Genomic DNA, 14134 nt, shown 5'->3' with positions numbered 1-14134 from the left:
AACTGTTTGACCGTCACAACAAATCGACACGGTCGTTCATTCCCGGTTACATCAGCAGAGGTTTATCGCTATGCCTGACTACAAGGCCCCCTTGCGTGATATTCGCTTCGTTCGTGACGAGCTGCTCGGCTACGAAGCGCACTATCAGAGCCTGCCAGCGTGCGCAGACGCCACGCCGGACATGGTTGACGCCATCCTCGAGGAAGGCGCCAAGTTTTGTGAGCAGGTACTGGCGCCGCTGAACCGCGTGGGCGACATCGAAGGCTGCACCTGGAGCGAGTCCGGCGTGAAAACCCCGACTGGCTTCAAAGAGGCGTACAAGCAATTCGTCGAAGGCGGCTGGCCAAGCCTGGCCCACGACGTCGAGCACGGCGGTCAGGGTCTGCCTGAGTCGCTTGGCCTGGCGGTAAGCGAAATGGTCGGCGAAGCCAACTGGTCGTGGGGCATGTACCCAGGCCTGTCGCACGGTGCGATGAACACCATCTCCGAGCACGGCACCCCTGAGCAGCAGGAAGCCTATCTGACCAAACTGGTCTCCGGCGAATGGACCGGCACCATGTGCCTGACCGAACCGCACTGCGGCACCGACCTGGGCATGCTGCGCACCAAGGCCGAGCCTCAGGCCGACGGTTCCTACAAAGTCTCCGGCACCAAGATCTTCATCTCGGCCGGCGAACACGACATGGCCGATAACATCGTCCACATCGTACTGGCGCGTCTGCCGGATGCTCCGGCTGGCACCAAAGGCATCTCGCTGTTCATCGTTCCAAAGTTCCTGCCAAACGCCGATGGCACCATTGGCGCGCGCAACGCAGTGAGCTGCGGTTCGTTGGAACACAAGATGGGCATCCACGGCAACGCTACCTGCGTGATGAACTTCGACGGCGCCACTGGTTACCTGATCGGCCCGGCGAACAAGGGTCTGAACTGCATGTTCACCTTTATGAACACCGCTCGCCTCGGTACCGCACTGCAAGGACTGGCTCACGCCGAAATCGGCTTCCAGGGCGGTCTGAAATACGCTCGTGATCGCCTGCAAATGCGCTCGCTGACTGGCCCGAAAGCGCCGGACAAAGCCGCTGACCCGATCATCGTCCACCCGGACGTGCGCCGCATGCTGTTGACCATGAAGGCGTTCGCCGAAGGCAACCGCGCGATGGTCTACTTCACCGCCAAGCAAGTCGACATCGTCAAATACGGCGTCGATGAAGAAGAAAAGAAGAAGGCCGACGCACTGCTGGCATTCATGACCCCGATCGCCAAAGCGTTCATGACCGAAGTCGGTTTCGAAGCCGCCAACCACGGCGTGCAGATCTACGGCGGCCACGGCTTCATCGCCGAGTGGGGCATGGAGCAGAACGTTCGCGACAGCCGCATCTCGATGCTGTACGAAGGCACCACCGGCATTCAGGCTCTGGACCTGCTCGGCCGTAAAGTGCTGATGACTCAAGGCGAAGCTCTGAAAGGCTTCACCAAGATCGTCCACAAGTTCTGCCAGACCAACGAAGGCAACGAAGCCGTTCAGGAATTCGTCGCGCCGCTGGCTGCACTGAACAAGGAATGGGGCGAGCTGACCATGAAGGTCGGTATGGCCGCCATGAAAGACCGCGAAGAAGTCGGCGCGGCCTCCGTGGACTACCTGATGTACTCCGGTTATGCCTGCCTGGCCTACTTCTGGGCGGACATGGCGCGTCTGGCTGCGGAAAAACTGGCTGCCGGCACCAGCGACGAGGCGTTCTACACCGCCAAGCTGCAAACCGCGCGCTTCTACTTCCAGCGCATCCTGCCGCGTACCCGTACGCACGTGGCCACTATGCTGTCGGGTGCTGGCAACCTGATGGACATGAAGGAAGAAGACTTCGCGCTGGGCTACTAAGCCTTAACGCAGTCTGACGAAAACCGCTGCTCCCGTTAGGGGGCAGCGGTTTTTTTATTGGCGGATCGCTCAGATAGTCGAGCTTCCGGCCGTTACAGAGAGCGTGTGTGATCTGGATCACATTGTATGGGCTTGGCCGCACTTTGCAGGCACAATGCCATCTCTTTGCTATGACGGGTCGGAGCTTACCCTTGCCGCGTTCTTCCGCTGTACGTTTCAGCCATTTCCTGCCATCACTGCTGTTATTGCTTGCGGGGCTGGCGGCTGCGTACGTCAAAGACCTCAGCGTGTTTTTCACATCGCTGTTCAACGTTCTGCCGACATTGGTTCTGCTCCTCGGTGGCGCGTATTGCGCGGTGTATCGACGTCAGCGCGAACTGTTTCTGATGCTCACGGTGTACATCGCCTACTTTCTGCTGGACACCCAGACCGATTTCTACCGCGACAACGGCAAGGTTCGCGAGGACGCTGCGGTGGTGTTTCATCTGGTCTGCCTGTTGTTGCCTCTGTTGTTCGGGCTGTTCGCGGCGTGGCAGGAGCGTACCCATCTGTTTCAGGACATGGTCGCGCGTTTTGCCGTGCTGCTGGCATTTGGCAGCGTGGCGCTGGGCTTGGAGCAAAGTTACCCACAGGCGCTACTGCTGTGGTTGTCGGAGATCCGCTGGCCGGCGCTGCACGGGGCATGGATGAGTCTCATCCAGTTGTCCTATCCGGTGTTCATCTCGGCCTTCCTGCTTCTGGCCTGGCAATACTGGCGCAACCCGCGCCCGTTGCACGCGGCGCAACTGGTTGGCTTGCTCGGTGTGTTCTGGATGCTGCCGAAGACCTTCATTCTGCCGTTCACCCTGAACATCATGTGCAGCCAGGTGATGCTGATGATCGCCGCCGCCGTTGCGCATGAGGCCTATCAAATGGCCTTCCGCGACGAGCTCACCGGCCTGCCGGGACGACGTGCGCTCAACGAACGCATGCAGCGACTGGGGCGCAACTATGTCCTGGCGATGAGCGACGTCGATCACTTCAAGAAATTCAACGACACCCACGGCCACGATGTCGGTGATCAGGTGCTGCGGCTGGTCGCCAGCAAACTGTCGAAAATCAGCGGTGGCGGTAGGGCGTATCGCTACGGCGGTGAGGAATTTGCCTTGGTGTTCGCAGGCAAGACTCTTGAGGAGTGCATGCCGCACCTGGAAGTGATCCGTGAATCGATTGCGTCTTACAGCATTCAGTTACGCAACCAGGAAAACCGCCCGCAGGATGATCAGCAAGGTCGCCAGCGCCGCAGCGGTTCCGGGGCTTCGGCGGTGTCGGTGACGGTAAGTATCGGCGTCGCCGAACGTGTCGAGCAGCGCACCCCTGAAGAAGTGCTCAAGTCCGCCGACCAGGCGTTGTACAGCGCCAAGGGCGCCGGGCGTAACTGCGTCATGGCGTTCGGGCAGAACCGCCGTGGCGCGGTGCGCATGGACGCTGCTGCGGGTTGAGTGATGACGGCGCATTCAGCGCCTGCACGATGATTGCCGCGCGTGGTGGCCAGCAGTAGGTTGGAGGAATCTGCTGACGGAGAAGCCACCATGCCCGAGTACAAAGCTCCCCTGCGCGACATGCGCTTTCTGATCGATCACGTCTTCGACTTCCACTCCAGCTACGCCAATCTCGGCGCGCATGACGCCAGCCCGGACATGATCAGCGCGATCCTCGAAGAAGGCGCGAAGTTCTGCGAGAACGTGCTGGCCCCGCTCAATCGCAGCGGCGACGAAGAGGGCTGCCATTTCGACAACGGCGTGGTGACAACGCCTACAGGCTTCAAGCAAGCCTTCACACAATATGTCGAGGGCGGCTGGCATGGATTGGCGGCCGATCCGGCTTACGGTGGCCAAGGGTTGCCGAGCTCGCTGGGGCTGGTGATCAGCGAGATGGTCGGCTCCAGCAACACGTCCTGGGGCATGTACCCCGGCCTGACCCACGGCGCGATGTCGGCGATCCACGCCCACGGTACCGCCGAGCAGAAAGACACCTACCTGAGCAAACTCACCGCTGGCCAGTGGACCGGCACCATGTGCCTGACCGAAGCCCACTGCGGCACCGATCTGGGCATCATCAAGACCCGCGCGGTGCCACGGGCCGACGGCAGCTACGCGATCACCGGCAGCAAGATTTTCATTTCCGCCGGCGAGCATGACCTGAGCGACAACATCATCCATCTGGTCCTGGCCAAGCTGCCGGACGCACCAGCCGGAACCAAGGGCATTTCCCTGTTTATCGTGCCCAAGTTTCTGCCCGATGCAGCAGGCGAAGCGGGTGAGCGCAATGGCGTTTCCTGCGGCTCGATCGAGCACAAGATGGGCATCAAGGCTTCAGCCACCTGTGTGCTGAACTTCGATGCCGCCACCGGTTACCTGATCGGCGAGCCGAACAAAGGCCTCAACTGCATGTTCACCATGATGAACCACGCGCGGCTCGGCACCGGCATGCAAGGGCTTTGTCTGGGCGAGGCGAGTTTTCAGGGTGCGATCAAGTACGCCAACGACCGCCTGCAGATGCGCGCGCTGACCGGCGCCAAGGCCCCGGAAAAACCTGCCGATCCGATCATCGTCCACCCGGATGTGCGGCGCATGTTGCTGACCATGAAAGCTTTCAACGAAGGCAACCGCGCGCTGACCTATTTCACCGCGCAGATGCTCGATGTCGCGCACCTGAGCAGCGACGCCGAGGCGCGTCAGGAAGCCGAAGACCTGTTGGCGTTCCTCACGCCGATCTGCAAGGCCTTCATGACCGACACCGGGCTGGAAGTGACCAACCACGGCATGCAAGTGTTCGGCGGCCACGGTTTCATTCGTGAGTGGGGCATGGAGCAACTGGTGCGCGATTGCCGGATTGCGCCGATCTATGAGGGCACCAACGGCATTCAAGCGCTGGATTTGCTCGGGCGCAAAGTGCTGGGCAGCCAAGGCAAATTGCTCCGCGGCTTCACCAAAATCGTCCACAAATTCTGCGCAGCGAACGCCGACCATCCCCAGCTGGGCAGCTTCGTCGGGCAACTCAACGGGCTCAATCAGCAGTGGGGCGACCTGACCATGAAGGTCGGCATGGCCGCCATGAAGAACCCGGACGAAGTCGGCGCCGCATCGGTGGATTACCTGATGTACAGCGGCTACATCATCCTCGGCTACCTGTGGCTGCGCATGGCGTTGGTTGCCCAGACGCAGCTGGAGGCGGGCGAGGGTGAGGCTGACTTCCTCAAGGGCAAACTGGCGACGTGCGAGTTCTACTTCAAGCGCTTGTTGCCGCGTACGGCTGCGCATCAGGCAGCGATCGAGGCAGGCAGTGATTGTTTGATGAATATGCCGGCGCAGGCCTTTGCTTTGTAGGGGCAGAACGAAAAATCGCTACGATCTTTTTCTGGTGACCAAAAATAACAAATCAGTCACCGGCTGACCCTATGTGTCGCAAAAGTTGTTGAGGTACACTCAGGCTCAGAAAACATCATTCCACGAACCACCTGTTTAGATCTTGCGAGGTTTGCCATGGCTGACTACAAAGCGCCGCTGCGCGATATGCGCTTCGTCCTCAATGAAGTGTTCGAAGTCGCCAAACTCTGGGCCGAGCTGCCGGCGCTGGCCGAGACCGTCGACGCCGAAACCGTTGAAGCGATTCTCGAAGAGGCCGGCAAGGTCACCAGCAAAAGCATCGCGCCGCTGAGCCGTGCCGCTGACGAGGAAGGTTGCCATTGGGCGGACGGTGCCGTCACCACCCCGGCCGGTTTCCCACAGGCCTATCAGACTTATGCCGAAGGCGGCTGGGTCGGCGTCGGCGGTGATCCGGCCTACGGCGGCATGGGCATGCCCAAAGCCGTGTCGGCGCAGGTCGAAGAAATGGTCAACTCCGCCAGCCTGGCGTTCGGTCTGTATCCGATGCTGACCGCCGGCGCCTGCCTGTCGATCAATGCCCACGCCAGCGAAGAACTGAAAGCTGCGTACCTGCCGAACATGTACGCTGGCATCTGGGCCGGCTCCATGTGCCTGACCGAGCCGCATGCCGGCACCGACCTGGGCATCATCCGCACCAAGGCCGAGCCTCAGGCCGACGGTTCCTACAAGATCAGCGGCACCAAGATCTTCATCACCGGCGGTGAACACGACCTCACCGAGAACATCATTCATCTGGTACTGGCCAAGCTGCCTGATGCCCCGGCCGGTCCGAAAGGCATTTCGCTGTTCCTGGTGCCGAAGTTCATGGTCAATGCCGACGGCAGCCTAGGTGCGCGTAACCCGGCCAACTGCGGGTCCATCGAGCACAAGATGGGCATCCAGGCCTCGGCGACCTGCGTGATGAACTTCGACGAAGCCGTCGGCTATCTGGTCGGCGAGCCGAACAAAGGCCTGGCCGCGATGTTCACCATGATGAACTACGAGCGCCTGGGCGTTGGTATTCAAGGCCTGGCTACAGGCGAGCGCTCTTATCAGAACGCTGTTGAATATGCGCGCGATCGTCTGCAGAGTCGTTCGCCGACCGGTGCGCAGAACAAGGACAAAGTCGCTGACCCGATCATCGTCCACCCGGACGTGCGGCGCATGCTGCTGACCATGAAAGCCTCGAACGAAGGCGGCCGTGCGTTCTCCACGTACGTGGCGATGCAACTGGACACCGCCAAGTTCAGTGAAGACGCGACCACATGCAAGCGCGCGGAAGATCTGGTGGCGCTGCTGACGCCGGTAGCGAAAGCCTTCCTGACCGACCTGGGTCTGGAAACCACCGTCCACGGCCAGCAGATTTTCGGCGGCCACGGCTACATCCGCGAGTGGGGCCAGGAGCAACTGGTGCGTGACGTGCGCATCACCCAGATCTACGAAGGCACCAACGGTATTCAGGCGCTGGACCTGGTCGGGCGCAAGATCGTTGGCAGTGGCGGCGCGTTCTACCAGCTGTTCGCTGACGAGATCCGCCATTTCACCGCAACCGCCAGTGCCGATCTGGGCGAGTTCACCAAACCGCTGAACGATGCCGTCGACACCCTCGACGAGCTGACCGCGTGGCTGCTGGACCGGGCGAAAAACAATCCGAACGAAATCGGCGCGGCCTCGGTCGAATATTTGCAAGCGTTCGGATACACCGCTTACGCCTACATGTGGGCGTTGATGGCCAAAGCCGCGCTGGGCAAGGAAGCGCAAGATGATTTCTATGCGAGCAAGCTGGGCACCGCACGCTTCTATTTCGCCCGTTTGCTGCCGCGTATCCACTCGTTGAGCGCGTCGGTCAAAGCCGGTAGCGAGTCGCTGTTCCTGCTGGATGCGGCGCAGTTCTGATCCTGTAGACGTCATGTAAGCATTTGCTTACGTGACGTGCTGCTGTTCTCCCATATCCGTATATTGGATCCACGGCTACTCTACATTTCATGGACGTCGCGCAGGAAGCGCAAAGTAAACAACACGGACACGTAGGATTCTGCCAGGGTGGCGGAGTGAAATGGATGTCAGGGAAACAGTCTGCAAAGCCCCGCTTCGGCGGGGTTTTCTTTTGCCTGAAGAAAAGTTTCAGGCAAGCGGATCGAGAGCCGGCTTCATTTCGCGATCGATCACCTCTTCAAGCAATGTCCGCAGCAATACCAACGAGGCCTGCTGGCGTTGCACATCACGGCACACCAGGCCAACTTGCAACGGCACCCGTGGCTCGCTCAGCGGTTTCCACAGCAGATCTTCATCGTCGTATTCCTTTTGCGAACGTCCCGGCAGCACCGTCGCCAGCCGGGTGTGCGGCAGGCTGTCGAGAATCCCCAGCATAGTGTTCAGCTCGGCCTGCACCTGCGGGCGTCGTCCGAGGCTGGTCAGTTGTGCCTGCCAGATCTGCCGAATCTGAAACTCCTCACCGAGCAGCAGCATTGGCAGCTCAGCAGCCTGGCGCATCGAGACTTTCTTGAACTCGCGCAATGGATGGTCTGCCGGGATCACCAGCGTCAGTTCGTCTTCATACAGCAACACCCCGTGCAGACCGGGTTGGCGCGGCGGCAGATAGCTGATGCCGATGTCCAGCGAACCATTGAGCAGACGCCGTTCGATTTCCAGCCCCGTAAGTTCATAGATCTGCACCACCAGATGCGGCTGCGCCTTGCGCACACGCTCGAGCATTTGCGGCACAAGGCTGGTGTGCACCGTTTGCAGCACACCAATGGCCAGCGTGCGCAACGCCTGCCCCTTGAAATTACCCAACGCCTCGCGCGCCCGCTGCAAGCCATCGAGCAGCGGCAACGCGTGGTTGTACAGCGTGTGCGCAGCGAGGGTCGGCAGCAGGCGTTTACTGCTGCGTTCGAACAGGGTGACGTCGAGATTCTGCTCCAGCTGACGGATCTGTTGCGACAGCGCCGGTTGCGAGATCGACAAGCGCTCAGCCGCACGGCCGACATGGCCTTCTTCGTAGACCGCGACGAAATAACGCAGTTGTTTGAAATCCATAAGTAATGCTTATCGAAATGGCTGAGAAATCGAAATGGCCGGAAGCCATTGGCCGGCCTAGTCTAACCGCATTCACAAGGCTTACAGGGCCAGAAAGCGTGATGAATTCCATTTGCTACGTTAGTGCTTACATAGGCAGTTCAAAAAACCTCAAGCGAGGTTTTTCCGCATGAATCTGTTCAGTTTGCGGCGCCAGACGCCGAGTCTGGATGACCTCTGCTTCGAGGCGGGGCCATCCGCTATGACCGACCATCTCAATGCCCAACGCCTGATGCCCGGTGTCGAGCGGCCGCATCAAGTGCTCGTTCGCGGCCAGGGTTCATGGCTGTGGGACAGCAACGATCGCGCCTACCTCGACTTTTCCCAGGCCGGCGGCGCCAACAGCCTTGGCCACAGCCCCACGGCGCTGGTCAAAGCCATCGCCAATCAGGCCCAGGCGCTGATCAATCCCGGCTGCAATCTGAAAAATCGCGGCATGCTCAGCCTCGCCGAGCGTCTGTGCGCCAGCACGTCCAGCGATCAGGCATACCTGCTCAACAGTGGCAGCGAGGCTTGTGAGGCGGCGATCAAACTGGCGGGCAAATGGGGGCAACTGCATCGCAGCGGCGCCTCGCGGATCATCATGGCTGAGCAGGGTTGTCATGGCCGCAGTCTGGCGACGATTGATCGAGTGCCATTCAACGACCTGCCGGCGCTGCATGCGGCGGTTGATGCGCAGACCGTGGCAATCATGCTGGAGCCGATCCAGAGCGATGCCGGGGTTATTCCCGCGACCGAGCATTACCTCAAAGGGGTCGAGCGACTGTGTCGTGACCTTGGCATTCTGCTGATTCTCGACGAAGTGCAGACCGGTATGGGCCGCTGCGGCAGCTTGCTTGCCGAACAGTCCTACGGGATTCGCGCCGATATCGTTGTGCTCGGCAAAGGCCTCGGCGGCGGCTTGCCGCTGGCGGCCTTGCTGGCGCGAGGCAAGGCCTGCTGCTTCGCCACTGGCGAGCTGAGCGGCACCCATCACGGCAACGCCTTGATCACGGCGGCCGGTCTGTTAGTGCTCGACAGCATCCATGACCGCAGCTTCTTTCAGCAGGTCAACGACAACGGCCAGCACCTGCGCGAAGGCCTGGCGCGACTGGCCCACCGCTACGGCCACGGCGAGTTGCGCGGCCAAGGCCTGTTCCATGGGCTGACGCTGTCCAACGAATGCGCCGACGCCGTCGTCCATGCCGCACTGCACGAAGGCCTGATATTGAACGCCGCGCAGCCTGACTGCCTGCGCTTCACCCCCGCCCTCACTGTCAGCAAAGCCAACATCGACGAAATGCTCCTGCGCCTGGGCCGCGCCTTCTCGCGAGTGCGCACCGCCCAGTTGCTATGCCGCAAGGGCATTGCCGTTTGAGCTGAGTTACTCCAACCAATTACCCGAACCGTCTCGCGGTATAACGCACGCCCCACGCCTGATTCTTTTGGCGTGGGGCATTTTTTTGTGATGCTGGCGATCAAATAGCAAGCGTAATGAACCCTGACGAACGGCGCAGGTCGATTAGCTTGTATGGCTCAAGTGAGCCAACCCCCATTCAGGAGCTGCCCCATGGATTTCATTCGTATCATCATCGCTATTCTGTTGCCGCCACTGGGCGTGTTTCTGCAGGTCGGGTTTGGCGGGGCGTTCTGGCTGAACATTCTGCTGACGTTGTGCGGCTACATTCCGGGGATCGTGCATGCGGTGTATATCATCGCCAAGCGTTGAGTCCGGCGGCGCAACTTAGATAGCTTTCGCGAGCAGGCTCGCTCCTACACTGGATCTGTGTTGTACACAGTTCCTCTGTGGGAGCGAGCCTGCTCGCGAACGGGACGACACGGTTTTCAGTCAACCAGTCCCATCACCCGCCGATAAAACGTCCACTCCTGCTCCAGTGCATGCGCCTGGTTGGCCGCGCGACGAAAGCCGTGACGTTCGTCAGGGTAGTAATGCGCTTCGACCGGGATGCCGTTGTGCTCCAGCGCCGCGACCATGTCGCGGGTCTGTTGCGGCACGACCACCGCGTCCAGTTCACCCTGGAAGAAAATCACCGGCACGCGAATATTGTCTGCGTGCAGCAATGGCGTGCGGGCGGCATAGCGTTCGGCATCTCCCTCGGGATCGCCGATCAGCCAGTCCAGATAATCGCCCTCGAACTTGTGCGTGGCCCGTGCCAAAGCCACCGGATCGCTGACGCCATAGAGGCTGGCGCCTGCGCGGAAAACCTGCCTGAACGCCAGTGCGCACAATGTGGTGTAACCACCTGCACTGCCACCGCGAATGAACGCGCGGTCACCATCGATCAGACCTTGGTCAGCGAGATAACTCACCACCGCGCAGGCATCCTCGACATCCACCTCGCCCCAGCGCAGATGCAGCGCTTGCCGATATTCGCGACCATAGCCACTGCTGCCGCGATAGTTGAGGTCGGCGACGGCAAAGCCGCGCTGCGTCCAGTACTGGATGCGCGGATCGAGGATCGGATAGCACGCCGACGTCGGGCCGCCGTGGATGAACACCACCAGCGGCGGTTTCGCTTCACCGCTCATGGCCGGGTAAAAGAAACCGTGCGCCTCGCCGGAGCCGCTCGGATAACGCAAGGTCTGCGGACGGCTGATGCGTTCGGCGGGCAATGGAGCCACGCCGCCAGCGAGGATTTTCACGGCATGCGAGACACGATCAATGGCAATCACTGCTGACGGGCTCACCGGCGTTGCGGCAATGCAATAGATGAACTGTTGATCCATCGCCAGGTGGCGGAAGCGGCTGTAGTCGCCGCTGAAATCTTCATCGCCAAGGGCCAGGCGACCGAAACCATCCTCGTTCCAGCTGGCTAAGAATTGATCACCGACAGGCAGCCACGTGCAGCCGCCCAGTTGCCAGGGCGCAGGCGCGTGATCGGCCTCGGCACTCGGTAGCGCGTGCAAGCCATCGGACGTTTCGACCCATGGCTGCCAGTAGCCGCCACGATCTGTCAGGCAGTAGAGCCGGCCGTCGGCGTCGAAACGCGGCTGCTGGATCGACTCCTCGATCTGCTCGCCGGCAATACAACGAGGCGCAGAAAAATCACCTTCCGCAATCATCAACCGCGTCGAGGTCCACGGCTGATGCGGTCGGCTCCACTCGATCCATGCCAACCGCTGGCCGTCGGGGCTCAGCGTTGGCGACGCGTAGAAATCAGCACCTTCGGCCAGCACCTTGCGCGTGCCGGTCGCCAGATCAATCGCCACCAGGCGATGTCGATCCTGCTGCTCTTCGACCGCCAACACCCGGCCAGCGGCGAATTGCAGATCGCCGTAGCGGCAGTCAGTCGACGTCAGCGCGACCGGCTCGCCATCCAGCGCCTGCTGATACATCTGCTGATCCGCTTCATTGACGAAAACCACCCCGTCAGGCGTCAGACAAAACGCACCACCGCCATATTCGTACACGCGGCTACGCACGCTGAAACCGTCCGGCGTCAGACGTTTCGCCATGCCATCGCGCCAATGCCAGATTCGGCACGCGGCGTCCTCGGGGCGATATTCATTCCAGAACACACCATGGGCGCCGAGCTGCAGTTCGGCGAAGTCGGTTCCGGCGGCGACGGCCTGGGCGGCGCTGAAAGGCTCAGCCCTTGGCGATGAGGCGTGAGTTTCGTTCATTGCGAAAGGCCAATTGTTCGATGGTTTGAGTGGCGCTCTCGGCTTCTTCGCGGGCCTTGAGGATCACGCCGTGATGTTCGGATTTGCTGCACACCGGGTCGGCGTTACTGGCGTCGCCGGTGAGCATGAAAGCCTGGCAGCGGCAGCCGCCGAAGTCTTGTTCTTTCTCGTCGCAAGAGCGGCACGGCTCGGGCATCCAGTCGTAACCGCGAAAACGGTTGAAGCCGAACGAGTCGTACCAGATGTGCTGCATGCTGTGATCGCGCACGTTGGGAAACTGCACAGGCATCTGGCGGGCACCATGGCAGGGCAGGGCGGTGCCGTCCGGGGTGACGGTCAGGAAGATGCTGCCCCAGCCGTTCATGCAGGCTTTCGGGCGTTCTTCGTAATAGTCCGGAGTGACGAAAATCAGCTTGCACGGATGCCCTTCGGCTTCCAGCTTGGCCCGGTATTCGTTGGTGATGCGTTCGGCGCGCACCAGTTGCTCCTTGGTCGGCAGCAGACCGACACGGTTGAGCTGCGCCCAGCCGTAGAACTGGCAAGTGGCGAGTTCGACGAAGTCAGCCTCCAGCGCAATGCACAGCTCGATGATGCGGTCGATCTTGTCGATGTTGTGCCGATGGGTGACGAAGTTCAGCACCATCGGATAGCCGTGGGCCTTCACTGCGCGAGCCATTTCCAGCTTTTGCGCAAAGGCCTTTTTCGAGCCCGCGAGCAGGTTGTTCACTTGCTCGTCGCTGGCCTGAAAACTGATCTGGATGTGATCGAGCCCGGCCTTTTTGAAGTCGCTGATTTTCTGCTCGGTCAGGCCAATGCCGGAGGTGATCAGGTTGGTGTAGAAACCCAACTGCCGCGCTTCACGGATAAGTTCGGCCAAGTCCTGACGCACCAGCGGTTCGCCGCCGGAAAAGCCCAATTGCGCCGCGCCCATCTCCCGCGCTTCACGGAACACCTTGATCCATTGTTCAGTGGTCAACTCTTTGCCCTGCTCGGCAAAATCCAGTGGATTGGAGCAGTACGGGCATTGCAGCGGGCAGCGGTAAGTCAGCTCGGCGAGCAACCACAGCGGCAGGCCGACTTGCGGTTTGGCCGGCAGATCAGCCAAGGGTGAGCCAGTGTTGCTCACGGGCAACCTCCATGAATTGCTCGACGTCGTCACCGAGCTCGGGCACGCCGGGGAACTGCTTGTCCAGTTCGGCAATGATCGCCGCGACATCACGCTCACCGTCAATCAGGCCGCCAATCAGCGCGGCCGTTTCGTTGAGCTTGATCATGCCTTCCGGATACAGCAAGACATGGCCCTTTTGCGCCGGCTCGTATTGGAAGCGATAGCCCGGGCGCCAGCTCGGCACTTTGCTGCGGTCGAAACTCATAAGATGATTCCTTTATGCCAGACCCGTTGTTCGGTCACGCTGTGATACGGCGGACGGTTCAGTTCATAGGCCATGCTCATGGCATCGAGCATGCTCCAAAGAATGTCCAGTTTGAACTGGAGAATTTCCAGCATGCGCTCCTGGCCTTCGCGGGTCTTGTAATGCTCAAGGGTGATCGCCAGCCCATGTTCGACGTCACGCCGCGCCTGACCGAGACGGGTGCGGAAGTATTCGTAACCGGCCGGGTCGATCCATGGGTAATGCTGCGGCCAGCTGTCCAGACGCGACTGGTGGATCTGCGGCGCGAACAGTTCGGTCAGAGAGCTGCTGGCGGCCTCCTGCCAACTGGCGCGACGGGCGAAGTTGACGTAGGCATCGACGGCGAAACGCACGCCGGGCAGCACCAGTTCCTGGGAGCGCAATTGGTCCGGATCGAGGCCAACAGCCTGGCCCAGACGCAGCCAGGCTTCGATGCCGCCATCTTCACCGGGTGCGCCGTCGTGGTCGAGCAAGCGCTGAATCCACTCGCGGCGGATTTCCCGATCCGGGCAATTGGCAAGGATCGCCGCGTCTTTCAGGGGAATGTTCACCTGATAGTAGAAGCGGTTGGCGACCCAGCCCTGAATCTGCTCGCGGGTCGCGCGGCCTTCGTACATCGCCACGTGGTAGGGGTGGTAGATGTGGTAATAGGCGCCTTTGGCGCGCAGGGCCGCTTCGAATTCGGTGGGGGACAGCGGGGTGTCGGTCATGTCTTTTCTCCGGGAACAACCCTGGAA

Annotated in this window: 11 protein-coding genes; 6 read left to right on the top strand and 5 right to left on the bottom strand. The window is 60.8% G+C overall.

Going from position 1 to position 14134, the window contains the following annotated elements; all coding sequences use genetic code 11:
- Positions 1 to 70 precede the first annotated feature (70 nt).
- From OK411_RS25645 to OK411_RS25630, 4 genes are all read left to right on the top strand, one after another.
- Positions 71 to 1876 carry a phenylacyl-CoA dehydrogenase gene (locus OK411_RS25645; protein WP_024014564.1) on the top strand — a complete coding sequence of 602 codons (1806 nt, stop codon included), beginning with the start codon at positions 71 to 73 and terminating at the stop codon, positions 1874 to 1876.
- Positions 1877 to 2067: 191 nt separating this feature from the next.
- Positions 2068 to 3357, top strand: coding sequence for a GGDEF domain-containing protein (locus tag OK411_RS25640; protein WP_039757672.1), 1290 nt, complete (start codon positions 2068 to 2070; stop codon positions 3355 to 3357).
- A gap of 90 nt (positions 3358 to 3447) precedes the next feature.
- Entirely contained in the window at positions 3448 to 5244 is a 1797-nt protein-coding gene (locus OK411_RS25635) for an acyl-CoA dehydrogenase C-terminal domain-containing protein (RefSeq protein ID WP_264365861.1), read from the top strand.
- 156 nt (positions 5245 to 5400) lie between these two features.
- The gene (locus OK411_RS25630; RefSeq protein WP_264365860.1) at positions 5401 to 7179 is read left to right on the top strand and encodes an acyl-CoA dehydrogenase C-terminal domain-containing protein; all 1779 of its coding nucleotides are present in this window, start codon (positions 5401 to 5403) and stop codon (positions 7177 to 7179) included.
- A gap of 228 nt (positions 7180 to 7407) precedes the next feature.
- Here the strand turns inward: OK411_RS25630 and OK411_RS25625 are convergent, their stop codons facing one another.
- A complete protein-coding gene (locus OK411_RS25625; RefSeq protein WP_217878919.1) occupies positions 7408 to 8322 on the bottom strand; it encodes a LysR family transcriptional regulator in 915 nt (304 codons plus the stop codon).
- Positions 8323 to 8491: 169 nt separating this feature from the next.
- Here OK411_RS25625 and OK411_RS25620 point away from each other — a divergent pair, with 169 nt between their 5' ends.
- A complete protein-coding gene (locus OK411_RS25620; protein ID WP_264365859.1) occupies positions 8492 to 9718 on the top strand; it encodes an aspartate aminotransferase family protein in 1227 nt (408 codons plus the stop codon).
- Between the two features lie 192 nt (positions 9719 to 9910).
- A complete protein-coding gene (locus OK411_RS25615) occupies positions 9911 to 10069 on the top strand; it encodes a YqaE/Pmp3 family membrane protein (protein WP_003228885.1) in 159 nt (52 codons plus the stop codon).
- Positions 10070 to 10185: 116 nt separating this feature from the next.
- Here OK411_RS25615 and OK411_RS25610 read toward each other — a convergent pair whose 3' ends face one another.
- From OK411_RS25610 to pqqC, 4 genes are read right to left on the bottom strand one after another with little or no spacing between them, the layout of a single operon-like run.
- Complete coding sequence (locus tag OK411_RS25610; RefSeq protein ID WP_264365858.1) at positions 10186 to 11985, bottom strand: alpha/beta hydrolase family protein; 1800 nt, start codon at positions 11983 to 11985, stop codon at positions 10186 to 10188.
- Positions 11951 to 13111, bottom strand: a complete 1161-nt coding sequence (gene pqqE, locus OK411_RS25605) for a pyrroloquinoline quinone biosynthesis protein PqqE (protein WP_264365857.1) — start codon at positions 13109 to 13111, stop codon at positions 11951 to 11953. The genes OK411_RS25610 and pqqE overlap by 35 nt, the downstream gene beginning before the upstream one ends.
- Positions 13083 to 13358, bottom strand: coding sequence for a pyrroloquinoline quinone biosynthesis peptide chaperone PqqD (gene pqqD, locus OK411_RS25600; RefSeq protein ID WP_016772874.1), 276 nt, complete (start codon positions 13356 to 13358; stop codon positions 13083 to 13085). The genes pqqE and pqqD overlap by 29 nt, the downstream gene beginning before the upstream one ends.
- On the bottom strand, positions 13355 to 14107 hold the full coding sequence (gene pqqC / locus OK411_RS25595; RefSeq protein WP_024014556.1) for a pyrroloquinoline-quinone synthase PqqC: 753 nt from the start codon (positions 14105 to 14107) through the stop codon (positions 13355 to 13357). Before pqqC ends, pqqD begins: the two co-directional genes overlap by 4 nt.
- Positions 14108 to 14134: the final 27 nt, after the last annotated feature.

Origin of the sequence: Pseudomonas sp. RG1 (genome assembly GCF_025910115.1) — a bacterium.
GTDB lineage: Bacteria > Pseudomonadota > Gammaproteobacteria > Pseudomonadales > Pseudomonadaceae > Aquipseudomonas > Aquipseudomonas atacamensis.
This window is presented reverse-complemented; position numbering and strand designations above follow the sequence as displayed.

Excerpts from the sequence above, each read along its gene's own strand:
- OK411_RS25610 (WP_264365858.1), bottom strand. The coding sequence starts at position 11,985 with ATGAACGAAACTCACGCCTCATCGCCAAGGGCTGAGCCTTTCAGCGCC.
- OK411_RS25615 (WP_003228885.1), top strand. The coding sequence starts at position 9,911 with ATGGATTTCATTCGTATCATCATCGCTATTCTGTTGCCGCCACTGGGC.
- OK411_RS25620 (WP_264365859.1), top strand. The coding sequence starts at position 8,492 with ATGAATCTGTTCAGTTTGCGGCGCCAGACGCCGAGTCTGGATGACCTC.
- pqqD (WP_016772874.1), bottom strand. The coding sequence starts at position 13,358 with ATGAGTTTCGACCGCAGCAAAGTGCCGAGCTGGCGCCCGGGCTATCGC.
- OK411_RS25625 (WP_217878919.1), bottom strand. The coding sequence starts at position 8,322 with ATGGATTTCAAACAACTGCGTTATTTCGTCGCGGTCTACGAAGAAGGC.
- pqqC (WP_024014556.1), bottom strand. The coding sequence starts at position 14,107 with ATGACCGACACCCCGCTGTCCCCCACCGAATTCGAAGCGGCCCTGCGC.
- OK411_RS25645 (WP_024014564.1), top strand. The coding sequence starts at position 71 with ATGCCTGACTACAAGGCCCCCTTGCGTGATATTCGCTTCGTTCGTGAC.
- OK411_RS25630 (WP_264365860.1), top strand. The coding sequence starts at position 5,401 with ATGGCTGACTACAAAGCGCCGCTGCGCGATATGCGCTTCGTCCTCAAT.
- OK411_RS25635 (WP_264365861.1), top strand. The coding sequence starts at position 3,448 with ATGCCCGAGTACAAAGCTCCCCTGCGCGACATGCGCTTTCTGATCGAT.